The 26,884-nt window shown below is 40.1% G+C and carries 16 protein-coding genes; 2 read left to right on the forward strand and 14 right to left on the reverse strand.

Features of this window, described 5'->3' with window-relative positions:
• The 3 genes from Hs30E_RS11410 to Hs30E_RS05830 all read right to left on the reverse strand — a co-directional run.
• On the reverse strand, nt 1-4,771 hold a 4,771-nt coding region (locus Hs30E_RS11410), incomplete at its 3' end, for a mucin-binding protein (RefSeq protein WP_172208754.1).
• A gap of 285 nt (nt 4,772-5,056) precedes the next feature.
• Entirely contained in the window at nt 5,057-11,344 is a 6,288-nt protein-coding gene (locus Hs30E_RS11465; protein WP_172208756.1) for a mucin-binding protein, read from the reverse strand.
• 267 nt (nt 11,345-11,611) lie between these two features.
• Nucleotides 11,612-13,843 carry a leucine-rich repeat domain-containing protein gene (locus Hs30E_RS05830; protein ID WP_172208758.1) on the reverse strand — a complete coding sequence of 744 codons (2,232 nt, stop codon included), beginning with the start codon at nt 13,841-13,843 and terminating at the stop codon, nt 11,612-11,614.
• A 421-nt stretch (nt 13,844-14,264) separates the two neighbouring features.
• On the opposite strand from Hs30E_RS05830, the gene Hs30E_RS05835 reads away from it, so the two are divergent.
• Entirely contained in the window at nt 14,265-14,435 is a 171-nt protein-coding gene (locus tag Hs30E_RS05835; protein ID WP_172208760.1) for an Arm DNA-binding domain-containing protein, read from the forward strand.
• A gap of 132 nt (nt 14,436-14,567) precedes the next feature.
• On the opposite strand, the gene Hs30E_RS05840 is transcribed toward Hs30E_RS05835, so the two are convergent.
• The 4 genes from Hs30E_RS05840 to Hs30E_RS05855 all read right to left on the reverse strand — a co-directional run bounded on the left by Hs30E_RS05840 (nt 14,568) and on the right by Hs30E_RS05855 (nt 19,117).
• Nucleotides 14,568-15,980, reverse strand: coding sequence for a HAMP domain-containing sensor histidine kinase (locus Hs30E_RS05840; RefSeq protein ID WP_172208762.1), 1,413 nt, complete (start codon nt 15,978-15,980; stop codon nt 14,568-14,570).
• Nucleotides 15,981-16,182: 202 nt separating this feature from the next.
• Nucleotides 16,183-16,872, reverse strand: coding sequence for a response regulator transcription factor (locus Hs30E_RS05845; protein WP_172208764.1), 690 nt, complete (start codon nt 16,870-16,872; stop codon nt 16,183-16,185).
• Between the two features lie 27 nt (nt 16,873-16,899).
• Nucleotides 16,900-18,324: an NADP-dependent phosphogluconate dehydrogenase gene (gene gndA / locus Hs30E_RS05850; RefSeq protein ID WP_172208766.1), complete on the reverse strand. Its 1,425-nt coding sequence runs from the start codon at nt 18,322-18,324 to the stop codon at nt 16,900-16,902.
• 250 nt (nt 18,325-18,574) lie between these two features.
• Nucleotides 18,575-19,117 (reverse strand): YceD family protein, encoded by a 543-nt coding sequence (locus Hs30E_RS05855; RefSeq protein WP_172208768.1) that lies wholly within the window; start codon nt 19,115-19,117, stop codon nt 18,575-18,577.
• Between the two features lie 66 nt (nt 19,118-19,183).
• Here Hs30E_RS05855 and Hs30E_RS05860 point away from each other — a divergent pair, with 66 nt between their 5' ends.
• The gene (locus tag Hs30E_RS05860) at nt 19,184-19,972 is read left to right on the forward strand and encodes an ABC transporter ATP-binding protein (RefSeq protein WP_172208770.1); all 789 of its coding nucleotides are present in this window, start codon (nt 19,184-19,186) and stop codon (nt 19,970-19,972) included.
• 519 nt (nt 19,973-20,491) lie between these two features.
• Here Hs30E_RS05860 and Hs30E_RS05865 read toward each other — a convergent pair.
• The 7 genes from Hs30E_RS05865 to Hs30E_RS05890 form a co-directional block, all read right to left on the reverse strand.
• Nucleotides 20,492-21,424, reverse strand: a complete 933-nt coding sequence (locus Hs30E_RS05865) for a manganese-dependent inorganic pyrophosphatase (protein ID WP_172208772.1) — start codon at nt 21,422-21,424, stop codon at nt 20,492-20,494.
• Between the two features lie 39 nt (nt 21,425-21,463).
• Nucleotides 21,464-21,601, reverse strand: coding sequence for a hypothetical protein (locus Hs30E_RS11535; protein ID WP_371864143.1), 138 nt, complete (start codon nt 21,599-21,601; stop codon nt 21,464-21,466).
• 31 nt (nt 21,602-21,632) lie between these two features.
• Nucleotides 21,633-22,022, reverse strand: coding sequence for a transposase family protein (locus Hs30E_RS05870; protein WP_172208774.1), 390 nt, complete (start codon nt 22,020-22,022; stop codon nt 21,633-21,635).
• A 191-nt stretch (nt 22,023-22,213) separates the two neighbouring features.
• Nucleotides 22,214-24,073 (reverse strand): ABC transporter ATP-binding protein, encoded by a 1,860-nt coding sequence (locus Hs30E_RS05875; RefSeq protein WP_172208776.1) that lies wholly within the window; start codon nt 24,071-24,073, stop codon nt 22,214-22,216.
• On the reverse strand, nt 24,073-25,845 hold the full coding sequence (locus Hs30E_RS05880; RefSeq protein ID WP_172208779.1) for an ABC transporter ATP-binding protein: 1,773 nt from the start codon (nt 25,843-25,845) through the stop codon (nt 24,073-24,075). Before Hs30E_RS05880 ends, Hs30E_RS05875 begins: the two co-directional genes overlap by 1 nt.
• A gap of 98 nt (nt 25,846-25,943) precedes the next feature.
• The gene (locus tag Hs30E_RS05885; RefSeq protein ID WP_172208780.1) at nt 25,944-26,390 is read right to left on the reverse strand and encodes a MarR family winged helix-turn-helix transcriptional regulator; all 447 of its coding nucleotides are present in this window, start codon (nt 26,388-26,390) and stop codon (nt 25,944-25,946) included.
• A gap of 294 nt (nt 26,391-26,684) precedes the next feature.
• Nucleotides 26,685-26,884 (reverse strand): transposase (locus Hs30E_RS05890; protein ID WP_172208782.1); only part of this gene is annotated, 200 nt, incomplete at its 5' end.

Genomic DNA, 26,884 nt, shown 5'->3' on the forward strand with positions numbered 1-26,884 from the left:
CTGAATCACTATCTTCGACTGAATCGCTATCTTCTACGGAATCACTGTCTTCTTCCGAGTCGCTATCTTCGTAAGAATCGCTGTCTTCTTGAGAATCACTATCTTCTTGTGAGTCACTATCCTCTTCCGAGTCGCTATCCTCTTCCGAGTCGCTGTCTTCTTCGGAATCACTATCTTCTTCCGAGTCGCTATCCTCTTCAGAATCACTGTCCTCAGTCGAATCGGAATCTTCGGTTGAATCACTATCTTCTTCTGATTCATGTAAATATCGGTATTCTGAATTTGAATCAGCTTCAGAATCTGAATCTTTTTCTGAATCAGAATCTTCGGCAGAATCAGAGTCTTCCTGTGAATCGCTATCTTCGGTCGAATCAGAATCTTCAACAGAATCAGAATCCTCTTGCGAGTCACTATCTTCTGCAGAATCACTATCCTCAGCGGAATCCGAATCTTCTTGAGAGTCGCTATCTTCTACCGAATCACTATCTTCTACCGAATCACTGTCTTCTTGTGAGTCGCTATCTTCTACCGAATCACTATCTTCTACCGAATCACTGTCTTCTTGTGAGTCGCTATCTTCATGCGAATCACTATCCTCCTCAGAATCACTGTCTTCTTGGGAATCGCTATCCTCTTCAGAATCACTGTCCTCAGTCGAATCTGAATCTTCAGTGGAATCGCTATTCTCCTCAGATTCATGTAAATAGCGGTATTCTGAATTTGAATCAGCTTCAGAATCTGAATCTTTTTCCGAATCAGAATCTTCTGCTGAATCGGAGTCTTCTTGGGAGTCGCTATCTTCTTGAGAATCGCTATCCTCTGCAGAGTCGGAATCCTCTTGGGAATCACTGTCTTCTGCTGAATCTGAATCCTCGGCTGAATCACTATCCTCCTCAGAATCACTATCCTCTTCAGAATCGCTATCTTCTTCGGAATCACTGTCCTCGGTCGAATCAGAATCTTCTGTCGAATCACTCACTTCATCAGAATGATGGGCTAACTTATAATTGGAATCTGAGTCAGCTTCAGAGTCTGAATCTTCCGCTGAATCTGAATCTTCCGCTGAATCACTGTCTTCCTCAGAGTCGCTATCCTCTTCTGAATCGCTGTCTTCTTCTGAGTCACTATCTTCCTCAGAATCGCTATCTTCCTCGGAATCGCTATCCTCTTCTGAATCTGAATCTTCATCTGAATCTGAGTCCTCATCTGAATCTGAAAGATCGTCAGATTCATGTAAAGAATCTAAATCATGCTTATACTCAACCTTACCATTACCGTCTACAACCTTATCTCCACCCTCGGAAGGTTTAGGTTTCTCTGACAAATCAACTGCCATTGTTTCAGAAGGTCCAGGAATCCAGCCTTGTTCGCCAGTTCTCGGCACAGTATCCAATGTTACAACACCTGTATAAGGGTCAACCTCTGCCAAATCATCAGCTTTTGTCGCTGGATCGTCAATCTTCTCATAAAGTGTTCTCTCAGGATGTTGATTGACATCACCATTTACAGCAAAATTTGCCAGATAAGCGTCAAGCGCTGCTTGATTATTTAAAACATCTGTCGGAATCGCAATCTCTTTGCCTGTTACTTTATCTTTATACCATGTGCGTGTGACTGTTACAGGAATTTCCTCAGTGATTGACGCTTTATCTCCCTCATAGTCATGCTCAATTTTGAAATTAACGATATAAGTTTCAACTACTTTCTCAGTATCATGAACCAACTGAATCGTATAATCCTGTGAACTCGTTTTGTCAGCATCAAACACTGCATTAGCATTAAAGTTATTGGACTTCACAACATAGCCTTTAGCTTCATAAGCCGCAATTTTACTAGCAATGTCATACTCAGCCGAACCGCTAATGCTAGTACCCGTTTGACCATTTACTGACTTAATCTCTAAAGTATCACCACCGTTCGAGGCATCAATAAACGTAAACGTTGCCTTTTGTATGTCCGCCTCAAGCACAATATTGAGCGTTTGTGGTGTTGTATCAGCTGTTTCCTTACCACTGGCATCAATATTTGCTGTTGCATCATAGGTAAAAGTCTTGGGTGCTTCTACTTCTGACAGACTATAACCCGTAGCTTTTGCCTTTTCGCTATCTGGCAATAAATCATAGAGTTCTTGATACGTATAAACTTGATTCGTCTTACCAGTTATTGGTATATCAACGGCAACTTGTTTTTCAGCGCCTGTGGCATCTTTCGTAAACAAGCTAACCTTAACCGTCTGAGCAAGTGGCGCAACATAGAAAGTCGTCATCGGATTGCCTTCGGCATTCGACTTAACAAGTAATGTATCAGGCTGGGTCAAAGTTTTTCCGTCCGCATCTTGCGGGTTGGTCTCAACTTTGTAACCAGCTGGCACATTTTCAAGCGTATAGTAAGGCTTCTTCCAGTCAATGGTGTTACCAACATGAGCCGCTGGTAAATCTGTGTTAATCGCCTCTTTTCTCTCCGCAGTTGCCACATCTTTGACATCAACTACCTTGCCTGTCTCAGCATCAACATAACGATAAGGCACTTCCGCCTCATCAGAGACAACATAGACATTGTAAACGCTATCAGTTTTATACTTCATCGGTACGATAACAGTTGTTGCTTGTCCGAAACTATCATAGTTATCAGCAACTGTCTCGCCGTCGCCTGTTCCGACATTAAGCGTCGCTGCGCCCGTATAAACCTGCTCATCAATCGCCCACTTGTAGCCCGTCGGGATCATATTGATAAACTCAGTCGTTTTCAAGGACTTATCTAACCCAACATAATCTCCCGCAGCCGTAGAAAAGTTCTTGACTTTCGTTTCAACAAGTTTACCATTTTGGTCAATGTAATTAATCTTAACAGAACCAACATCAATTTGTTCCGTCTCAAGCTCTCGAATACCACTAACTGAAAAAGATTTACTAGGACTTTGCTCTGCCACGTCAATTCCCGTATCTGTGATATAAGCATTAGAACCAGTGACCTTCATTTGAGTGAATGCAAAATCATTACTTGCTGGACTACCATTAGCGCTGGATTGCTTTTCCCCCCAAGTTTTAATAGATGAATTAGATAATATAACGTTACCAAGTCCATTATAGAAAACACTATTATTAACATCAATAGATGTCTTATTTCTACGTTCTACGTGAAGAGCCTTAGGAGAGATGAGTTGAATCGATGAGTTCGCATGCTCCGCACGAAAAACAGCATTATTTTCAACATCAATAACATTTAACACAAGACCAGGATTAATCGTCAATTCCGTAGGTCGAGCAAGATCAAAAGCTTCATCGTTACCATTTCCGTCACCCATTTCAAGCGCCGTCATGTTTAGGTTCTTACCAAAAGTCCAATGCCATTTACCATCAGATGCTGGATAGTTTGTTGGATAACCTGCTCCATCATCGGAGAGAATTTTCGGAAAGCCTTTTTGATACCAAGTCACATTATCCCCAACGTTTACGTTACTCATTTGATCAAAGATAATTGGATAATTTGCGAGTATAGGAGTAGATGTTGTACTTTCAATTTCCTTTGAAGTAAGACTAGCATTATCTCCGATTTCAAAGGTACCACCCAGCCCCGTACCCTCGCCAACAGTATTACCAACTTGAGAAGTATAACCAGCAGTACCTCTCATACCTGACATAGCATCAGCGAACGAAAACGTAGAGAACCCACTTGATGACACACCACCAACCCTTGTATCATTTGTTGTTCGTTGATAATTAAAGTTCGCATCATTAGCTATCCTAACCGCACCGTAAGAACCCGATTTCCCACGTGATTCCAAGTCAATATTCCCCGAAAAAGTCGTCATCCCATGCGTATTTTTAACCACACGGTCATGGGCTTTCGTTCGAGTTGTTGTCGCTGCTCCCTTACCATCTAGTGCATAGACATTGACATCATGCAGATTGACAAACCATTTCCCCTCGATGTTATTTGGGGTATTAAGGCTTCCAGGTTCAATCATGATAAAGGCTTCATTATGATCATTCTCCCCCCAAAAACCCGAATTACCACGAGCACTAGCCGCTAAAAACGTCCCATTCATGAGCGTAAAATTATTACCATAAGCCGAGTTAGTCCGTCCAACTGAGAAAACAGCGTAATACATATTAATAGTATGCCCACCACCGTCAACGATAAGACTATTCACACGACCTTTAGTTGTTGTAGATAAGGCATCCACAACATTCGTATCACCACTCGCTGTTGTATTTGGATTATTAAAATCTGCTGTGATTTCGATATAAGTGATGGCTTCATTGCTATAAGCATCTTTTAATTTGTCAAAGCTATCAACAGCTGCATAAGTACCAGCTTGTATCGCTTCACTTTTCTTTAGCGCAGCATTGGCAACATCATCAGGAAGTGGCACATTATGTGACGTTGCAGAAAAAGTATTATGGTCATTTTCATCAACCTCGGCAACAAAGTCCGCACGCTTGGTATCTGGATCTTTACCCACAAGTAAATTTTCTTGCAAAGGAGTTGGAATGTCAAAGTTATTCCCTCTTACCGCAATAGTAGGCACAACACGCAAACTAGGAGTTTCTACCTCTTTTTCACGATCAGTTTTTTGAGGCGTAACAATCGTTGCATTACTTTCATCCGCAGATGAAATCAAGGCAGTTCCCGCAACTGTGCCACCTGCAATAGCAGCTAGAGTTGAGGCAGCATAAAGCCACTTTTTCCCACTTTTCCAAGAACGATAATGTGTCCGTTTGAGTTCTTGCTCCCCTAAAAAAGGCTTGTCATGTTTAAACTTAGTCATTTTTCTTCTCTCTAAAATTTTCTAATATATAAATTTATCAGTTTTATTATAATTATACACTTTTTTAAAAAACAAAAAATAAAAGTTTCAATTACGAAACTTTGTTATTTTTCTCTCTTTTTATTAGAATTCTGTCATTTTAATGACGTTAAAAACGTTTTTATAAACCAAGTTTTTTTGAAAAAAATAGTCAAACCCCTGATAATATTTAAAACAGCCTCCTGCAAAAGAGACTGCCTTTAATGTGTTTCACATTTAAAAAACGTTAGTTTTGTTTTCGAACACTTAACAGAAACATCTTGACAAGCTATCATTAGCCGCCAATGCCTGAAGTCGTGTACCAATTTCACTTAGACCCAAAACTGGAATCTCCGAAATATCGATCATCACGGCATTGTGATTTTCTGTTGTGAACAAGGTTGAGCTTTCTGATGTGCCATTCACGAAGAACACAACATCATCTTCTGATAACACATCATAAACCACACTTGTTTCTTTATAGTTGTCATTCGGTGTCAAATCTGAAAGCGCAATTTGTTTCACAAACCCTTTCTTAGTCACAACCGTAAGCAACTCGTCTGAGGCAAAACTGCTCACAACTTTCGCAAAGACAACCTTTTCAAATGTTTCAATATCATTTGCCAACTCTGAAATAGCTTGACCTTTGGCATCACTATCAAAGTTCACTTGCGCCAAATCTTGAACTGGGCTGTAAATCATCCGACCAAGGTTGGTAAAGAGCAAGATAGCGTCTGACAGGCTCGCTTTTTCGGCGAAAAAGGTTGTGTTTTGAGCTTTGACAAACTTAACTTTTTCGGCGGGTATGTCATCATCTGTGCGCTTGATATAATTGTCAGTCGTCAAAGTGACAAATGACACCTCAGGCTTGCGACCACCAAGATAAGCGGCACTTGCGACTAAACCACCTAGTCCAATCATTGACACAAGCTGAGAATCATCTGTTATATCAGCTGCAGCTGTATTTGGCAAAATTTTACTTGGAATAGGTGTAGCAGGCGTAACTGGTGTAGCTGTAAGAGGTATCGGCGCAGCGATAGGCGTTGGCGCAGTATTTGGTATCACAAACGGATCTGGTGCACCAAATGGTGTTCTATCAACTTCGTTTGGAATGCCGTCACCGTCAATGTCTGGGTCAATAGCATTGGGAATGCCATCGCCGTCAATATCCTCATCCTTACTGTTTGGCACACCATCATTATCCACATCACCTGGCGCTGTAATCGGATGCGTTTTATCGCCATTGCCATACTTATTATCAGGGATAAGTTGACCCGACTGGTCACCATTTGGTGTTGGGTCATATGCGTTGAAAATCCCGTCGCCATCAATATCTGGATCAATAACATTTGGCACGCCATCGCCGTCAATGTCTGGGTCTTGCAAATTAGACAAGCCGTCGCCGTCCACATCCGCTGGCGTAACAATTGGTTTTGTCAAATCGCCATCGTGATGACCATTATCCACAGGATCTGCCGCACCGTTTGGCGTTTGATCCCTATCGTTTGAAATGCCGTCGCCGTCACGATCATCGTCCAAGTCGTTTGGCACACCGTCGCCGTCAATGTCGTCATCCAGACTGTTTGGCACACCATCGCCATCCACATCGCCTAATTTTGCGATTTCATTATCACGATTACCCTCGTACCATGTATTATCTGGAATATCATCCCAAGCATGCTCCAAATCATAAAGCGAGTCACTATCAAATACTGAATCACTAAATTCTTCCGATTCTGAGTCAGCTACTGAATCAGAATCTAGTGCCGAATCAGAGTCCTCTAAGGAATCACTCAAATCTTCTGAATATTGTATGACTCTGTAAGCTGAATCGGAGGTTACAATCGAATCCGAATCCTGTTCCGAGTCAGAATCAGCTAGTGAATCCGAATCTTCCATCGACTCGCTATCTTCTAACGAATCGCTTAATTCATCTGAATATTGCGCAACTTGATAACTCGAATCAGAGGTAACAATCGAATCCGAATCCTGTTCCGAGTCAGAATCAGCTAGTGAATCCGACTCTTCCATCGACTCGCTATCTTCTAACGAATCGCTCAAGTCATCGGAATATTGCGCAACTTGATAACTTGAATCTGAGGTTACAATCGAATCCGAATCTTGTTCCGAGTCAGAATCAGCTAGTGAATCCGACTCTTCCATCGACTCGCTATCTTCTAACGAATCGCTTAATTCATCTGAATATTGCGCAACTTGATAACTCGAATCAGAGGTTACAATCGAATCCGAATCCTGTTCCGAATCAGAATCAGCTAGTGAATCTGATTCTTCCGTCGACTCACTATCTTCTAACGAATCGCTTAATTCATCTGAATATTGCGCAACTTGATAACTCGAATCTGAGGTTACAATCGAATCCGAATCCTGTTCCGAGTCAGAATCAGCTAGTGAATCCGACTCTTCCGTTGACTCACTATCTTCTAACGAATCGCTTAATTCATCGGAATATTGCGCCGCTTGATAACTCGAATCTGAGGTTACAATCGAATCCGAATCTTGTTCCGAGTCAGAATCAGCTAGTGAATCGGAATCCTCCGTCGACTCGCTATCTTCTAACGAATCACTCAAGTCATCGGAATATTGCGCCGCTTGATAACTCGAATCTGAGGTTACAATCGAATCGGAATCCTCTAATGAATCGGAATCCTCCGTCGACTCACTATCTTCTAACGAATCACTCAAGTCATCGGAATATTGCGCAACTTGATAACTCGAATCAGAGGTTACAATCGAATCCGAATCCTCTAATGAATCGGAATCCTCCGTCGACTCGCTATCTTCTAACGAATCACTCAAGTCATCGGAATATTGCGCAACTTGATAACTTGAATCTGAGGTTACAATAGACTCCGAATCTTGTTCCGAGTCAGAATCAGCTAGTGAATCGGAATCTTCCGTCGACTCACTATCCGCCAAGGAATCACTCAATTCATCAGAATAATGCGCAACATGATAACTTGAATCAGAGTCCGCAATAGAATCCGAGTCTTGCTCAGAGTCAGAATCAGCTAGTGAATCGGAATCTTCCGTCGATTCACTATCCGCCAAGGAATCGCTCAAGGCTTCGGAATGATGCGCAACATGATAACTTGAATCAGAGTCCGCAGTAGAATCCGAGTCTTGCTCAGAGTCAGAATCAGCTAGTGAATCGGAATCTTCCGTTGATTCACTATCCGCCAAAGAATCGCTCAAGGCTTCGGAATAATGCGTTACCTTATAATTTGATTCTGATTCAGAATCTTGTTCAGAATCAGAGTCCTCGTCTGAATCGCTATCTTCTTCGGAATCACTATCCTCATCTGAATCGCTCACATTATCAGAGTGTTCAAGAGAATCAACATCACGTTCGTAGTTAATCGTTCCTGAACCATTAACTGTCGCTGTACCGTCTTGTCCTCTATCAGTACCAGTCGTTGGAATGCCATTCAAATTGACTTCTACATTGACATCTGGCCCTTCCAACCAACCCACTTCATCATTTGCAAAAACCGTTACCATTTTAACTAGACCATTTTCATCAACCGTCACGTTTGGATGGCTAGCTGAATCAACAATCTCGTACTTGGCAGCTTCTGGATAACCATTGCCATAAACGCCGTTCAGGGCATACAAGGTCTCATCAGTGTCTTTGGTGTACTCTATCTTGTCAGATTCATCGTAGTAATACGTTTTTTTAACCTCAACAGTCTGAGATGTGATGAAATTTTTAGTAGCGTTTGTGTCATAAACATGGTAAACATCATAGTTGACGGTGTAAATATCCTCAACAACATGCGTGTTGTGAACCAAAGTTACTAGGTAATCTTGTGAGACATCCCGATCATGATCAAAAGTCGCATCCATTGGTAGCGTGCTTGTTTTAAGCACATAGCCGTCCGCGACATAAGCCGCAATCTGCGCCGCACAATCAGATGAGTTGCTAATGGCTGTACCAGCAATGCCAGAAATCGGCTTAACCTCTAAAGTCTTGCCAGTTGTACCGTCAAGATAAGTAACCGAGCCTGTTTGAATATCTTCAGCCAAAGTCAGCTCAAGTTTTTGAGCCTCATCAACTGTTTCAATCCAAACATCCCCCGCCTTATCGCCTGTACGAACCAAGGTATCACTATTATCAAATGTGAATGTTTGCGCTTCGTCCTCATCGCTCAATCTGTACCCCTCAAAGTAAGGTAACAAATTATCATCGTTATATTGTGCAACCAACTCCGCATAAGTCATTGTCTGACCTGTTACACCCCAAACTGTAATCGTCTGCGTTTTTTCAGAATTAACCGCTTTGATTGTCAGCTCAACTCTTTGTCTAGTTGGGACAACTGAAAATTGTGAAATAGGATTATTGTCAGCCGCAACTGTCAGATTTTTCGGCAATGGTTTGGTATCATCAAGTTTATAACCGTCTGGAATTGTTGTGAAAGCATAGTAAGGGTTCGACCAGTCAATGATACTTCCCACACTAGCTGTCGCAAGTCCTCGGACTGCCTCTAGTTCAGAAAGTTTCACACCCGAAACATCAAGAATTTCTCCTGTGAGAGAGTTGACATATTGGTATTGAACATCGGCATCATCATTGGCATGAACATAGACATTATAAACATACTCAACGCCTTCCATTGGCACAATCATCCGTTCGAGCTGTCCTTTGGCATTGCCATTGTCAGAAGTTGTCGTTGGATCGCCTTTGGCCTGCTGATCTGTCGCTGCGATTGGATTGACCTGATTGCCTAATGCCCACTTGTAATTTTCAGGCATGTTGTCATGAACGAGCGTTGAAACCTCGCCTAGCAATTCTTGCCCGATGTAATACTGCTTATTGCCATAAGCATCCTTTGCATTGACATCAAAATCTATCGTTTTCACGATATGAGCAGTGTCAGTCGTACTCGTAGCCGCTTGGTCAATGTAGTTGATTTTAATCGTACCGTTTGCTACATCATTGACTTGAAGCTCATGAAAATCAGTTACTGGTAGACTGGTAGGCGTTGTCGTATCGCCTGCAACTCGATCAATCTTTGCTGTTCCGCCTGAAATCGTCATTGTCGCAAATTTCAAACTATCGCCTTGATTGACAATAGAAGAATTATCAATCATAAATTGCCCCGCACCATTAATCAAAGGGCTACCACTGTCGACCATTTGATTAATGCGCAATGCTTTAGGCGATGCAAATCGAACCGTACCACCATTAGCAATCTCAATCACATTGTCGCCGTGCCATTGTTCAATATTTAAAACTGCACCTGTACCAAAGGTAAAATTACTATTGGCACTTACTGTCCATGAATCGGCAGAAGTCAGCTCCACAGCAGTCATGTTGAAGTTTTTACCAAAAGTATAATTTCGATTCGTTGATGCACCAAAAAGAGTAGGAAAACTAGCTTGATACCAAGTCACATTATCCCCAACGGTCATCGTATTCAAGTCATGGAAAAGCTCTCCTGAACTAGCAATCGTTTGCTGAGTGGCATCGCCCACGATCGTAACACCATCGCCAACATTAAAAGTTGAGGGATAAGAAGAAGCCTCAATCATTGGCTTGGCTTTACCTTCTGCCGACCGCTCATGTACCACATTGGCACCATTTGCAAAATCAACTTGGTTTGCCAAGCCCAACTCTTGCGTACATGACGAGTAAACATTGCCAGAAAGTGTTACTTTATTGTCACTAGCATTGCCGAGTAAGCGAAACAGGCGATTAACATTACCTGTATAGCTCACATTATCAATATTGAGATCCCACTTGGCTCTTGCTTTAGCTGCATTAAACAAAGCAAGATCATCATCAGTACGTCCGATAACATTGAGCCCTGTCACTGTAAAAGGTGTGTTGTCACTAGGATTTCCTAATCGGAAGATCATCCGTCCAAAGTCAACCGTATGACCATTACCATTGATTATCAACGATTCAGTGTGTTCTGCCAAACTATTACTAGTAGCATTGGCAATCCCACCTACGGCATCAGCATAGCTAAAATCTGCTGCTATATCAATATATCTGATATATTTATGTTCATAAGCTAGCTTGAAGTCTGCCATATTGCTAACACTTACGTATGCCCCTTGAATAACTGCCGAATCGCTTATACCCGCTATCGCTATGTCGGGCATCATTTTGATCATAGTTGCCGCAGTGCCATTATAAACATCCCTAACCGAATACGGCAGTGGCACATAAAGCGATGTGGCTGATTGAATTGGCGTGTTATCATTGCCTAGCACAACATTTTCAAAATCCTCACGCTCATCATCAAGCATGCCTGAAACTCTCAAAGTTTCTTTGACTGCAATAGTCGGCTCAACCAGCAAACTTGGTCTCTCAGCAGTTTCCTCTAGCTCCTCGGACGGCGCATCAATGACAACAACGGCATCATTTTCGTCCGCAGATAAACTCAAGCCTTTTCCTGCGATACCGCCCACAATCATCGTCAAAATCGAGCTGGCATAAATCCATTTCTTCCCGCTCTTCCACATCCGATAGTTGGTATTTTTAATTTCTTTATTTTGATGTAAAAGTTCACTAAGATTGAATTTTTTCATTATCAGTTCTTTCTAAAAAACAGTTTATACTACTCTCAATTATACAATATTTTATGGCAAATAAAAAATAAGTTCCGATTTTGGAACTTACTTTAATTAAAACACAAAACTAGAGTCTTTATTTTCTATGAAAACAGCTTTAGAAAACTTATTTTTACTTATTTAATTCGCTTGTTTTGACTTGATATAAAATAACCTTTAGATGTCTGTCTATTTTAGAAAATGGTTTTATTTTAGGTTTCTAATCGTTTTTTATTTGTAATATCACTAAAACCAATCGCATACTAAATCTGGACAATTTGAAACAGTCATACTTGTCGGCTTTTTACCACGAACTTTCATTAAGTTTGGCAAATCTGAAAAAAACACATTGTTCATAGGAGTGGGATAAACTTCAAAGCCCTGTAAATTTGGTAATCCCGAAATATTAAAATTAGTTGGTTGACTGCTCTGAAAAACAAAAGCAGTTAAATCAGGAAAATCTGAAAGAGTTAATGTTTCTACGCCATTGTATCCGTCACCAAGATCACAATATAAATAATACAAGCTCGGCAAATTAGAAAATTTCAAACTTGTTATAGAAGCACCAAAACAACCAATTTCTCTCAATTCCGGTAAACCTGAAATATCTAAACTCGTTAATTTCCCTTCCAAATTAATACTTCTGTAATCGTAATTAAATTGAACTAAATTTTTAAAGAGATTAATCCCCGTTAAATCTTTAATTTCATTCGCCACACTTCCCTCAATATCCATCTCTGTTATTGGCACAATATTGATTCTATTATTTTCAATATATTGAGGATATAACTCTTTCAAAGTCGTTCTAAAGTTTTCATCAGGAAAATTAGCCTTTGACAACTCAACCCACACCTTTTTCTCAGTCCACCCTAATACGGTAAGACCATCGTCAACTTGTAAAGTTTCTAAATTCGTTAAGTTTCTCACATCTAGTTCACTTAAATTGTTGTATTGGTAATTCAAAAAAGTTAATTTCGGCGAATTCGAGACATCTAATTTGTCACCATTCCGTAGATTACTTCGAAAATTCAAATGAACCAAATTCGTCAAATTTGATATATCTAATTCAGTTTTTAACTGAAGATAATCACAAAACAGGTGTGTTAAATTCTTAAAATAATTAATCCCTGTCAAATCTTCAATCATCCCACCATGTTGATCAAAGGTAGACATAACAGTGATAGCTAAAGTATTTATTTTTCCGTCTTTGATATACTTAGGAAACTTCCGCTTTAAGACATCTCTAAACTCTTCATCAGGAAAGTTTTTTGCTGACAACTCAACCCAATTGTCTTCAACACCAACATTAATGACTTGCGTAACAGAACTATCGTTATACTTGTCATCTCCCTTTCGAGTAACAGTTACTGTCATGTTACCGACAGATTTAACCGTCACATTTTGACCGCTAAGCGTTGCACCTGTTGTACCCGCATCGCTAATGGCGTAAGTAATCTTACCAGTTGACGTACCACCTTGAGCGACTAATTTAAATTTTTTGCTTTGATTCAAATCAAAGTAATTTTCAGATGTGAAAGTCAGTGGCACTGCCGCTTGATCTGCCTTAGTAGTTGTAATTGTCACATCTTTTGAAACAGCAGCATACTCATTTGTTGCTGCTACGGATACTGTGACAACAATCGTACCAGGTTTGGTGAAAGTCAGTTCCCCTGTTTCCGCATTTACCGTACCAGCAGAGCCTGATTTTCTTTTGAAAACAAGCTTGCATTCACCGATATACCTACCCTCATTGCTGTAATAACCAGCATCGGCTACAATTGTTCGTTTAGCATTCCAAGGATAGTCATGGATTGTTCCCTGAATTTCAAGCTCTGGTACTGGCTTAGCAACAACTGAAATAACTTGCTCAACAGAAACATCATTATACTTCTCATCGCCTTGCCGAGTAGCAATTACTGTCAAATTGCCCGCAGCATTAACCGTCAGATTTTGACCGCTAAGCGTTGCACCTGTTGTGCCTGCATCTTTAATAGCATAAGTAATCTTACCAGCTGTGCCACCTTGGGCAACCAATTTCAATTTTTTAGTTTGGTCAAAATCAAGACGATTTGCCGATGTGAAAGTAAGCGGTGCTTGATCGACTTTGAGCGTTGTGATGGTGATCTCTTTTGAACTAGCAGCATAAGTATTTGTTGCTGCTTTGGTCACTGTGACAATGATTGTACCAGATTTTGAGAAAGTCACTTCGCCCGTTTTGGCATTTACCTTGCCAGCAGAGCCTGATTTCACCTTGAAAGTAACCTTGCCATCGCCGTTACCTGAAACCTTGATTGTGCGTTTTTCTTGCCACGGATAATCAGAGATTGCTTCAAGATTAACCTCTTGACTTGCCTTTGTTGTCGCCGCAGAAACCTGTTGAACTGTCCCGATTTTTGGAACAGCAGTCAGTGTCACATCGGCTAAAAATAAGCCCGACAGCAACAAGCCAGAATAGATGACTTTGCTAGTTTTTTTCATATGTTTTCTCCTTCTTTTGAGCCATATGCGCTCAAGTTAGTTTTGAGAGATTTTTTCTCTCACTAATGTTATTATAACACCAAAACATTCCTAATTCAACTATTTTTTTAATTTTTCTTGTTTATTTATACTCAATTCGATAAAAAAAACGCAACGTATGATATGCTGTAAGTATGACCTATGATAAAACAATCCAAAAGAGAATTTTGGCTTATGCCGATAGTGAGGCCATTGAAAGCGTTCTTTATTTTTAACGAATTGAGTATATTTGTCCTTGTTCGTCATTTTCTCAATGACGATGAGCAGAACGCCAGCGATGACGTTTGCTAATACTTATTTGGCAATTTCCAACATTTTCGACACCTCCTCCCTAGACAAAGGAGGTGTCGAAAACCATTATAACATAAATAAGGTTTAAAATATGGCAACTAAAAGAGATAAAGTTTGGCAAGCTGAAGTTTCTTATAAGCAAAATGGCACTTATAAGAAATGGCGCAAGTCTGGATTCAAGACCAAACGTGAGGCACTACTTGCTGAAAGTGAATTTAAACTAAGTATCGGATTCATGCCTGTGTTAATACGGCTATCTTAGATGATATTATCAGTAAAGATTTTTCATGATGTTAAAAATATGTAAATACTTTAATATAGCGGTTTTGGATATGTTGGAAAATATTTCTCTAAATCAAAAAACGCTATTCTCATAACGTTTTTAATCTCTATCTCACGTTGCTTTAGGAACCGAAAATGAAAATTCCGACCCTTTACCAACTTCTGATGTTACCGAAACGCTGCCGTCATAAATTTTAGCAATGGTTAGGATGATAGACAAACCAAGTCCTGTCCCACCAATTTCGCGATTTCTAGCCTTGTCTGCTCGGAAAAATCGTTCAAAAACATGCGGTAAATCTTCCGCATTAATGCCTAAACCATGATCTGAAACAGTCGTGATAATATTTTTTTCATCTGATTTCAAGGTAACCTTGATATATTTTTCATTGTCGCCTGCGTACTTAACTGCATTATCTAGTAAAATCGTCAGCGCCTGTTCATAATGATTTTTATAGATTTGTGCATAAGCCTTATAACCAACAAAAAAGCTCTCAAATTCAATCCTGAAAGTTTGATTGAGCATCCGAAAGTCCTCAACTAGCTCTTCAACACTAGCGACAAGATCCGTTTTCTCAAATTTATAGTCTTCTGAATGTTGCAAGTGGGAAATCGCAAGCATATCTCGAATCATGCTCGACATTTTCTTAACTTCTTGATAAGAAGCATCCAGCGACTCGACAAGCTGTTGGGGGTCGTCCTTGCCCCAGCGACGCAAAAGATTAATGTGACCCTCTAACACCGCAAGGGGAGTGCGCAACTCATGGCTCACATCCGACACAAAACGTTTTTGCCCGTTGATATAATCCTGCGTTTGCGACATCATATCATTGTAAACATCAGCCAACTCCTCAACCTCATCACCCGAGTCAATATCTACTTTTTCAAACTCATCTGAGGGCAAAGTCGTTGTCTTACTCATGGCTGCATGGAGCTTAGCGAGCGGTTTCAGGAAATGATTGGACATGAGATAACCAATGATTGTCGCAAAAACAAGGGCTAAAATTTCAAGCATAATCAAAAGCGTTAGCAATCTATTTCTAACACTGTAAAAATATTTCAACTCGTTAAAAGACTGGAGATACCCCACAATTTGACCTGTTTTTTTTGATTTAATTTCACGTGTAACGATATAGCCCATCTCCCCACCAAACATCATAAGTTTAGGCTTGACTGAGCGTTCATCAGATAAAGGTAAACTCGCCATTTTCGTCGTAAAAATCATATTGCCCGACACATCATAAATTTGAAAAATTCGCCGAAAAATCCCAGGGATACCAATTCCTTCAGCTGATTTTATTTCATTACCATCATTATCATACCAAGGCACAAGGACATTTGGCTCCTTGTAATTCAAATAACGATGAATATTTATTGAGGTCAGTTCTTCAGTCGAATCACTTAGATTATCTGCAACTGTATTGACCACCATAACTAGGTTGTCCTTTTCTTCTTTCAAAAAGAGATAGGCTGACAAGCGATAAGAAATCGTCACAAAAACCGTAAAGACCAAAAAACAAAAAAGCATATTGGCAAACGACCATTTGACCATAATGCTTCGCTTTTTAGGTTTCAGTTTATTAGGAAGGAATTTTTTCATATATCAATTCTAATTTTATTCTACCAAATAAAGGGTACGCAAAAATACTTTAGTTCATCTTTAGAGATGAACTATCACTATGTACACCGAAAAATCGGTGGTAATTCTATGTTTAAGCGTTTGTTTATTTTTAATTTTCTCGTAACATGTAACCAAGACCACGAACAGTTTGAATATAAGAATCCTTACCTTTTTGGTCAAGTTTGTTCCGCAAATAACGAATATAGACATCCACAACGTTTGTTTCAGTCCCTTCTTCGTAACCCCAGACATTTTGGACAAGTTGTTCACGTGTCACAACATCGTTGACATTTTTCATCAAAGTTGTGAGCAAATCGTATTCACGTTTTGTCAAATCAATGACTTCATCGCCACGTTGGACTTGACGATTTTTCTTATTGATAATCAAATCACGGAATGTTGACCCATCACTTTTCTTGCGTTTTTGGACTTCGCGATCTTGACGACGGAAATTAGAACGAAGCCGCGCAAGCAACTCCTCAATCGCGAAAGGTTTCGTCACATAGTCATCAGCACCAATATCAAGACCAGCGACTTTATCCATCACACTATCACGCGCAGTCATGATAATAATTGGTGTTTGTTTTTCATTTCGCAAACGACGAGCGACCTCAAAACCGTCAAGCTCAGGTAACATCAGATCCAAAAGAATCATATCCCAATCTTGTGAAAGCGCCGCTTCAAGACCAGTACGCCCATCATGGCGAACTTCGACAGCGTAACCCTCGTGTTCAAGCTCAAGCGAGACAAAACGCGCCAACTGTTTTTCATCTTCAATGATAAGAATTTTTTTAACCATTTTAGTGCTCCTCTTTTTCTATCAATCTTATTTTTCGTCATACCAAGAATAGTGGAAAATCCCTGGTTTGTCTTTACGTTCGTAAGTATGTGCGCCAAAGTAATCACGTTGCGCTTGAATCAAGTTAGCGGGCAAATTTTCAGCCCGATAGCTATCAAAGTAAGCAATCGCACTTGAAAATGTTGGGACAGGAATCCCCGCTTGAACAGCAAGAGCGACAACCTCACGAACAGATTGCTGATATTTAGCCGTAATCGCAATGAAATACTCGTCCAACAACAAGTTAGCCAAATCCTCATCACGACCGTAAGCATCTGTGATTTTTTGTAAGAAACGCGCCCGAATAATACATCCTGCACGCCAAATAGCAGCAATTTCGCCAAATGGTAAATGCCAGTTGTTATCTTTAGACGCCACACGTAATTGGGCAAATCCTTGGGCATAAGACATGATTTTTGAGAAGTACAAGGCTTGCCGAATTTTCTCAATCAATTCAGCCTTATCGCCATCATAGTTAAAAGCAGCAGGTGCTGGCAAAACTTTACTTGCGGCAACACGTTCTTCTTTGTAAGCTGAAATGAAACGCGCAAACACTGATTCCGTAATCAAAGGCAACGGCACACCTGAATCAAGCGCTGATTGGCTTGTCCATTTGCCAGTTCCTTTGTTGCCTGCTGAATCAAGAATGTAATCAACAATTGGTCCATCTTGTCCTTGGTCATCTTTATGTGTCAAGATGTCAGTCGTGATGTCAATCAGATAGCTATCAAGCTCGCCTTTGTTCCATTCTGTGAAAACTTCTTGCATATCAGTTGCGTTCAAGCCGAGCAATTTTTGCATGAGATCATATGACTCAGCAATCAACTGCATATCCCCGTATTCAATACCATTATGCACCATTTTTACATAATGACCCGCGCCGTCAGGTCCGATATAAGTCACGCAAGGTTTACCGTCCTCAGGTGCTTTAGCAGAAATTTCTTCCAAAACATCTTTGACCAACTCATAAGCTGCTTTTTGACCACCAGGCATGATAGATGGTCCTTCAAGTGCGCCTTTTTCGCCACCAGAAACACCTGTTCCGATAAAGTTAATACCTGAATCAGCAAGCTCGGCGCTCCGACGAATCGTGTCCTTGTAGAAAGTATTGCCACCGTCAATCAAAATATCGCCCTTATCCAAGTACGGCAAAAGATTTTGAATCGTTGCATCAGTGCCAGAACCCGCTTGCACCATGAGCATAATCCGACGCGGTTTTTCAAGTGAGTTGACAAATGATGCAATATCATAACTCGCAATAAAATTTTTATCAGGATGTGCGTTTATCACATCCTCTGTTTTTTCTTTTGAACGATTGAAAATCGCAACTGTGTAGCCACGAGACTCGATATTTAGAGCCAGATTTCGCCCCATCACGGCCATTCCGACCACACCAAAATTAGCTTGTGCCATTAAAAATTCTTCTCCTTCTTACCGTACACAATTGACCCTAAACTCAAGAACGTTTTCATTTTTTAAGGTCAACTGCGTATACTTTAAAAACCGTCAAACTACCTTTCTAGGAAAAGTTGTTTTCCAGTATCATCATTAAGTAATTTTACAATTTTTATACTTTATAATGTTTTTATTATAATACATTTTTAATTAGATTTCAAGTATAAAATACCCCAAAATCTAATATTTTCATTTTTTTATTGATAAATTAGTCAAATAATCCGTCAAGTTTTGAAAATGGCGATTTTTCTGCCCTTTCAGATTCGTCAACTTCAGCTTGCAAACGTGCATAATCTTCTTCTGATAAAACTTGCCACGAACTGCCCGCTGGTAAGACTTCTGAGTGCTTTTCTGCTTCTGTTAAGACACGCAAAGGTATTTCAAGTAAGATATTATCTGCGACTGATTCTGCCAAATCAATCAAATCTTTCTCCAAGATAAAAATCATCTCGCTAGCCAAGTCAGTCTTGTGTCTCTCAAAATAATCTTGTGTTGTGAAACTCTCGGAAACTGTCAATTGTAAAGGCACATCAACAGGTGCTAAACTACGACTTGATGGCATGGTCAAGGTATAATCAGCTGTAAAATTCAGCATATAAATCCCCTTGTCTGCATCCACACGACCATGAACCAAAACGTCAGAAACCGCCAAAATTTCAGGTTCGCGCGACATCAACTCCTTTTCTAAATCAAGTGTCAAGTCAAACTCGACCGTATTTTTCTTGGTTAATTCTTGTAAAGACCACTTCATATTGTATTTCTCCTTGTTAATATTGTATAATAAATAGTAACAATATGGTATAGGAAAAGGTGAAAAATGCCTATTATTTCATTAAAAACAGTTAATTTTATTCGTAGCGGGCAAAAAATTCTCGAAAATATTAACTGGACAGTCGAAAAAAACGAACATTGGGCAATTTTAGGGCTGAATGGTTCGGGAAAATCAAGTCTGCTCAAACTGATTATGGCTGAAAACTGGAAAACTTCTGGCGAAATTACCGTACTTGGCACACGTTTTGGTCTTGACCCCATTCCTGAACTTCGCGCTAAAATTGGCATTGTTGGCTCATTTATCGCTGAGCGTTTTCGACCTGACATTATTGCTGAAAATCTCGTTTTGACTGGGCGCTATAATTCGTCCATGCTCTATCGCGCATTTTCTGAGCAAGATTTAGATGTTGCTCGCGATCTGATGCGCCAAATTGGTGCTGATAAGCTCATTGGACGCATTTATGGTACTTTGTCTCAAGGTGAAAAACAGCTGTTACTGATAGCTCGTAGTTTGATGATTGCGCCTGAAATTTTGATTTTGGATGAGGCGACAAATGGGCTAGATTTATTTGCCAAGGAACGTTTGCTTGACAAACTGCACATGATTACGCAGTTGGCAAATGGTCCGACTTTACTTTATATCACACACCATCCTGATGAAATAACATCTGATTTCCAGAAAACATTACTCCTACGTGACGGAAAAATCATTGATTCTGGCGCAACAAAGACTATTTTGACTGAAAAAACACTAACTGATTTTTATCAAATGCCTGTTGACGTTGAGAGAGTTAATGGGAAATATTTTGTAATTCCCAAAAAATCGGACACCTGATGACAATCACTTGTGAATATGACGACGTAAACATAACAGGACATTTGACCGACTTATCGTTTAGTGAATTTTGTGAGTTTTCTTTATTATTATTTAATTGTTATATTATCATAAAATTCTTTTCTAATAAACCATAAAAAAAGGACTTGAAAATATACTTTTTTGTGGTACAATTTATTTATAACTTCGGTAAAGAGTTAAACGTCAAAAAGAGCTATGTATCTGACTACATAGCTCTTTTTACAGATATTTAAAAGCGTGTGTGTGCGGACAACCTGTCTAGGTCATTTCTTCAATGATGAGAAGCAATACGCCTGCAATGGCGTTTGCCAATACTTCGGTAAAGAATTCAAACATCTTAAACACCTCCTCCCTAGACAAAGAGGTGTCAATAACATAAATAAACTAAATTATACTACAGAGTCATCACAAAGAGCTATGTACGTCAATACATAGCTTTTTGTGGACTTAATTTAAAACTATAACTAAATTTAATAAAACCCTGACGATAAAATCACTTTATTTATTAAACGATTCAGTCAACTGTGGAACAACTTGTTTCTTACGCGAAACAGCGCCCGCAAGAAAGGCGTGATTATTTTTGAGTTCAAAGTCAAATGCTGCCTCGATTTTACCGATATTTTGCCCCAAAGCCAAAATTTCTGAATTGGAATTGACAATATCAGTAATCATGAAAACAAAATCACTGTAACCATTTTCAGCGTTGGCTTTTGTGATAGCCGTCTCGATTTCAGCTTGGCGCGCCAAAACTTCCGCAATATCAACTGTGTTGACTTGCGCCACACGAACATTGTTACCATTTAGCTCGAAAGTTTTGGCATCAATATCAATGAGTTCATCAGCAGTTTTTATCGCCAAATTTGTCCCCGCCTTGAGCATGGCAAGACCATACGTTTCAAGGTCAACACCCGCAAGTTCAGCCAATTCAGTCGCAACAGCAAAATCGCTTTCGTGCGTTGTTGGCGATTTGAGCAGTAAGGTATCCGAAATCAAGCCAGACAGCAACAAACCAGCCGTTGCTTTGGAAATCTCACGCTTTTCCGCCTTAAATTGACGATAAACGATAGATGAGGCTGAACCAACTGGTTCCAAAATCATAAATAAAGGCGATTCCGTCTCAAAATTTGCCACACGATGGTGGTCAATCACACCTAAAATCGTCACATCACGAATATCCGAGATAGACTGTTGAAATTCATTGTGGTCAGTCAAAATGACCGTATCAGCCCCTTCAGTTTTGGCAGATGTAATCACACGCGGTGCTTTAACACCAAAATAATCAAGCGCAAAAGCTGTTTCTTCATTTGGCTCGCCAAGCGCAACTGCTTGGGCGTCCAAACCACGCAAACGTGACAATTCAGCAAAAGCATATGACGACCCAATCGCATCAGTGTCAGGGTTTTGATGACCAAAAACTAAAATTTTAGACATTTTATTTCCTCTTTTAATCTAATTTATTCTCATTGATAATTATATCAAATTTGGGCTTAATAATAAAGACTTACATTTGCTTTCCTTGAAAGGCTTAAAATCATGACAATGCCCTTCAGCGAAGGCAAGACTCACGACACGATGAGTGGTCAAATCAAGCAAAACTTGTGTTTTCACGGTATGTCGGTGTTTTTTTCCTGAATAGTGGTCACGTTGGTTTTTTTGGACGTTGAATTGGACTTTCTGTCACATCAATCGCAAACCAATGATCCTTGTCTTTGACTCCCTCAATATCAAAGCTCCCCTCTTCATGGAGCGTATTTTCTACCCAAGTGATGGTTCTTGAGACACAAGAAAGCGGCACATCAAAATCAAAAGCAATGAGGCGTTGAGTGGGATAATGCCGCCAATACCGTAAAGTGAGCAAAAGTTGATTTTCTAAACTTAGGCAACGTGGTCGCCCACCAGTCAGATGTTCTGCTTGATAAGCTTTGTTCAAAATTTCAAGCATGTGAGTAAATGTCGAGCGCTTCACACCAATAAGTTGTTTGAATAAACTGTCATTAAGTGAGCTAGTTTTTGCATAAATATCTTCCATAACATTAGTTTAACATTTTTTGTACGGTTTGGGAACAAGTCTACTATTACAACCTATTTTAAAACAAAAATTTTAAAATTGCGCGAATTTGTCACTATAACAGCCTGAACGACATCATAAAAAAACACTAATTTCAAATTTTTCATTTGAAATTAGTGTTTTTATTGTGAAACATCATTTAGCACATTAAGCTAAGCCACACTCTCAAACTGCGAGTTATAAAGTCCAGCATAGAAACCGCCCTCAGAAAGCAAGTCCTTATGATTACCGCTCTCAATAATATCGCCGTCTTTCATAACGAGAATGAGGTCAGCATTTTTAATCGTTGACAATCTATGCGCAATAACAAAACTCGTGCGCCCTTCCATGAGTTTATCCATAGCTTTTTGAATCAGCTCCTCAGTCCGCGTATCAACCGAACTTGTCGCCTCGTCCAAAATCAGCATTGGCGCATCTTTCAAAAGCGCCCGCGCAATCGTCAACAACTGCCGTTCGCCGACGGACAATTCCTCAGCATCTTTGATAACTGAATCGTAGCCGTCTGGTAAAGTATTGATGAAATGGTCAACGCCGACAGCCTTAGCCGCAGCAACAACTTGTTCATCTGTGATATTAGATTGGTTGTAAATCAAATTTTCCTTGACTGTTCCCTCAAAGAGCCACGTATCTTGCAGAACCATTGAAAATTGGTCATGCACCGCCTCACGCGTAATCTCCTTGATTGGCGTGCCGTCAATGATAATCTGACCCGAATTGGTATCGTAGAAACGCATGAGTAGATTGACCATGGTTGACTTACCTGCACCGGTCGGACCAACAATCGCGATTTTCTGACCGGGTTTTGCTTTAGCAGAAAAATCATTGATAATTACACGGTCAGCATTGTAACCAAAATGCACGTTTTTAAACTCAACTTCGCCTTTTGGATTGACCAAAGCAGTCGCCTTACCTTTTTCATCCTCAAGCTCATCTTCGGCAAGAAATGAGAAGATACGCTCACTCGCCGCACCAGCTGATTGCATCGACGTCACGGCTTGGGCGATTTGGGTCAATGGTTGCGTGAACAAGCGAATGTAAATCATGAAAGCAACGATAACACCGAACTCAATCTTACCGTCAATTGCAAGCACCGCACCAACGAGACAGACCGCAGCATAGCCAAAGTTCCCGATAAATTGCATGAGAGGCATCATCAAGCCAGACAGAAACTGCGATTTCCAAACAGAATCATACAAACGTTCGTTAATCTCATCAAATTCAACTTGTTTTTCCTTGTCAGCGTTAGAAACCTTGACAATATTATGCCCTGTATACACTTCCTCAACAAAGCCATTGACCTCGCCAAGACCATTTTGTTGGGCGTTAAAGAATTTTTGCGATTTTGTCATGATAACCATCATCAAAACAAAACCGATAACCGTTGTAGCAATGGCAGTCAGACTCATTTGGACGTTGGTTCTAAACATCATGATGATAGAGCCAACAAACAAAGTCAGAGCTGAGACTAAACTCCCGACTGATTGATTGAGCGCTTGTCCAATCGTATCCACATCATTGGTCACGCGCGACAGCGTATCCCCATAGGGATGACTGTCAAAATAACGCAGTGGCAAAACATTGATTTTCGCCGAAATATCCTTGCGCAACTTTTTAGACGTGCGTTGCGTGATTATTGCCATAATCAAACCTTGCAGATAGCTAAGAACCGCAGAACCCGCATAAAACGCAATCAACACCAGACCGATAGACGTGATTTTCTTCAAATCAATATCGCCATGACCAGGCATTCCTTTAGGAATAAAACTAGCTTGTAAGCCCTCCATGATTTTGTTGGTAATCTCAGACAATTTGTCAGGTCCGATAATCGTCAGATATGAGCCACCAGCTGCGGCAATTGCTGCTACAAAAATGCCTGCATACCAAGGTTTAACATATTTAGCCAAGTCAGATAAAGCTTTCTTGACATCTTTTGGCTTTTCGCCACCGCCGCGAGGTCCATGTGGTCCAAATCCACCACCACGAGGTTTTCTAGTTGTCGTATTGTCACTCATTAGGCTAATTCCTCCTTAGAAAGTTGTGAATAGGCAATTTCTTGATAAACGGCATTGTCAGCAAGCAACTCCTTGTGCGTGCCATGACCAACAACCTTGCCTTGATCAAGGACAATGATTTGATCGGCATCAATAATCGTCCCAATCCGTTGTGCGACAATCAGTTTCGTTGTATCAGCCGTTTCCTTTTTAAGCGTATCGCGCAAAACGCGGTCAGTTTTATAGTCAAGCGCCGAGAAACTATCGTCAAAAACGAGAATTTCTGGTTGGCGGGCAATGGCGCGGGCAATAGCAAGACGTTGCTTTTGACCACCAGACAAGTTGAGACCGCCCTGAGAAATCTCTGAGTCCAGTCCTTTTTCTTTAGTTGTCACAAAATCTTCAGCCTGAGCAATGCGAACAGCTGTCATCATTTCTTCATCTGTCAACACGCCATGCGCATTTGTCCCAAACGCCAAATTAGAGCGAATGGTGCCATTAAACATGACAGGTTTTTGTGGAATAAAGCCCATTTTATCATGTAAGGCAGTTTCCGTATACTCCTTGACATCAATGCCGTCAACTAGCACTTGCCCTTTGGTCACATCATAATAACGTGGAATGAGGTTAATCAGCGTTGATTTACCCGAACCAGTCGAGCCGATAAAGGCGACTGTTTGTCCTTTTTCTGCTTTAAATGACACATTTTCAATCACATGCTCAGTAGCATCATTATATTGGAAAGAGACATTTTTAAACTCAACTGTGCCGACTTCTGTGGCAGCTGAGCCGTCTTTTGTCCCATTTTTGATAGAAGAGGCAGTTTCAATCACTTCATTAATCCGACCAGCAGAGACATTGGCACGAGGAAACATGATGAAAATCATCGTCAACATCATAAATGACATCACAACTTGCATACCATACGACGTGAAAACGACCATATCTGAGAAAAGGTTAATCCGTGGCGAGTTGGCTGGCGTACCGACCGCAGCAGCTTTGATAATGTGTGCGCCAATCAGATAAACCGAAACAGACAGACCAGACGATACCATCGACATCATGGGCATCATAAACGCCATAATCCGTTGAATGTACAAGTTCGTTGACGTAATTTCATCGTTGGCTTGTTCAAATTTTTCAGTTTGATAATTTTCAGCATTGTAAGCACGAACAACACGAATGCCTGTCAGATTTTCACGTGTCACGGAGTTGAGCTTATCTGTCAACTTTTGGATAATCTTGAACTTCGGCATGGCAAAAGTCACAACAATACTAATCACAACGAGAATAAACAGTACCGCAACACCCAAAGCTGTCGTCCATTCCCATGATTTATCGGCAATTTTTAAAATTGCCCAAACTGCTGTAATCGGCGCTTTGATAATCAATTGTAGCCCCATTGCCACAAACATTTGAACTTGGGTAATATCATTTGTTGATCGTGTAATCAAACTAGCCGTTGAGAATTTATTAATCTCAGCCATAGAATACTCAGAAACTTGATGATAAACTTCATGGCGCAACGTTCGCGACATACCCGCCGCAACTTTTGCCGCAAAATAGCCTACGATAACCGCCGCAACCAATGAACCCAGCGCGCACAAAACCATCCATTTACCCTCATCAAAGATTTGTGAAACGGTCGTGCCTTTGGTTTGAATCAGTTTTGTTACTTTACTCATATAATCTGGCAATTTCAAGTCTAACCAGACCTGACTCACAATGAAAATCAAGCTGATACCAATGTATCGCCACTCTTTTCCAGAGAGTTTTTTTAGAATTTTAAACATGTTTTACTCCTATTTAAGATATTGAGCTAACGACTTGAGTTATAGAAAAATAGGGAGTCATACGACCCAACATTTTTATAATCTCAAAAAGTCGACACTCAGTTTATATTTTTTTTTATTTTTTGAACGGTGGCAATGAACTGATGAATTTCCTCATCCGACAAATCACCACGCAGCACTTTTTCAAATTCTTGCGTTTTTTTCATCATTTCTTGTTGCATTTTCAGCGCTTTTTCAGTCACAATAATTTTTTTCAATCTCGCATCATGTGGCACTGCCTGACGTGTGATAAGTCCCACACGTTCCATTTTTTTGATGAAATTCGTCGCTGTGGGTCTGCGCATGAAGAACTCTTTTTCTAAATCTTTCTGAAAAACATCCTCATCTTGCCGATCAAGCAAATATTCCGTTACCCAAACTTGCAAGCCTGTCGCTTCATCAGAAATATCGCATTTCTTATCCGTTCTCGACTTATTTCGCGCCAAATAACGTAAAAGTGAAATGTTCAAAGTACGCAACTCAGCACCAATATTGTCCTCTTTCATGGCCGCTCCTTTCTTCTTTTGTTAGTCAAATAACTGTTAGCACGATAACAATTATAACGCTAACTCATTTTCTTGTCAAGAATAAAGTCATGTTTTGTTAGCTAACTAACTATTAGCCTGATAACAATTATAACGCTAACTTATTTTCTTGTCAAGAATAAAGTTGTATTTTGTTAGTCGACTAACTATTAGAATGCGTTATTAATAAATTGTCAACAAAAAATGGCTCTTTGTCAAATCGTGTGGGAAACTCCTTTCCCCTATAAAGCAAGTAACTGATTAGTTGCTTGTTTTTTAATTTGTTAAGGTTTTATTCATGAGTAGGATCCGTTTCTTAAAGTTTTTAAACCTTCTAAATCCATAAGCCACACGTTTAATCTCCTTGATTTTATTATTCATCCCCTCCAAACAGCCGTTTGAATAGTTTAACTCAAGTGCTAACTTAATAGACGCCTTTTTACGCAATAAAAATTGATACTTCTTAACAAATGTTT

It is taken from the genome of Pseudolactococcus hodotermopsidis, from assembly GCF_011170085.1.
Taxonomy (GTDB): Bacteria; Bacillota; Bacilli; order Lactobacillales; family Streptococcaceae; genus Pseudolactococcus; species Pseudolactococcus hodotermopsidis.

Bases quoted from the DNA above. Each gene is read 5' to 3' on its own strand.
- Hs30E_RS11465 (WP_172208756.1), bottom strand. From the start codon at position 11,344: ATGAAAAAATTCAATCTTAGTGAACTTTTACATCAAAATAAAGAAATT.
- Hs30E_RS05875 (WP_172208776.1), bottom strand. From the start codon at position 24,073: ATGAGTGACAATACGACAACTAGAAAACCTCGTGGTGGTGGATTTGGA.
- Hs30E_RS05855 (WP_172208768.1), bottom strand. From the start codon at position 19,117: ATGAAGTGGTCTTTACAAGAATTAACCAAGAAAAATACGGTCGAGTTT.
- gndA (WP_172208766.1), bottom strand. From the start codon at position 18,324: ATGGCACAAGCTAATTTTGGTGTGGTCGGAATGGCCGTGATGGGGCGA.
- Hs30E_RS05880 (WP_172208779.1), bottom strand. From the start codon at position 25,845: ATGTTTAAAATTCTAAAAAAACTCTCTGGAAAAGAGTGGCGATACATT.
- Hs30E_RS05840 (WP_172208762.1), bottom strand. From the start codon at position 15,980: ATGCTTTTTTGTTTTTTGGTCTTTACGGTTTTTGTGACGATTTCTTAT.
- Hs30E_RS05865 (WP_172208772.1), bottom strand. From the start codon at position 21,424: ATGTCTAAAATTTTAGTTTTTGGTCATCAAAACCCTGACACTGATGCG.
- Hs30E_RS05885 (WP_172208780.1), bottom strand. From the start codon at position 26,390: ATGAAAGAGGACAATATTGGTGCTGAGTTGCGTACTTTGAACATTTCA.
- Hs30E_RS05830 (WP_172208758.1), bottom strand. From the start codon at position 13,843: ATGAAAAAAACTAGCAAAGTCATCTATTCTGGCTTGTTGCTGTCGGGC.
- Hs30E_RS05845 (WP_172208764.1), bottom strand. From the start codon at position 16,872: ATGGTTAAAAAAATTCTTATCATTGAAGATGAAAAACAGTTGGCGCGT.
- Hs30E_RS05835 (WP_172208760.1), top strand. From the start codon at position 14,265: ATGGCAACTAAAAGAGATAAAGTTTGGCAAGCTGAAGTTTCTTATAAG.
- Hs30E_RS05860 (WP_172208770.1), top strand. From the start codon at position 19,184: ATGCCTATTATTTCATTAAAAACAGTTAATTTTATTCGTAGCGGGCAA.
- Hs30E_RS05870 (WP_172208774.1), bottom strand. From the start codon at position 22,022: ATGGAAGATATTTATGCAAAAACTAGCTCACTTAATGACAGTTTATTC.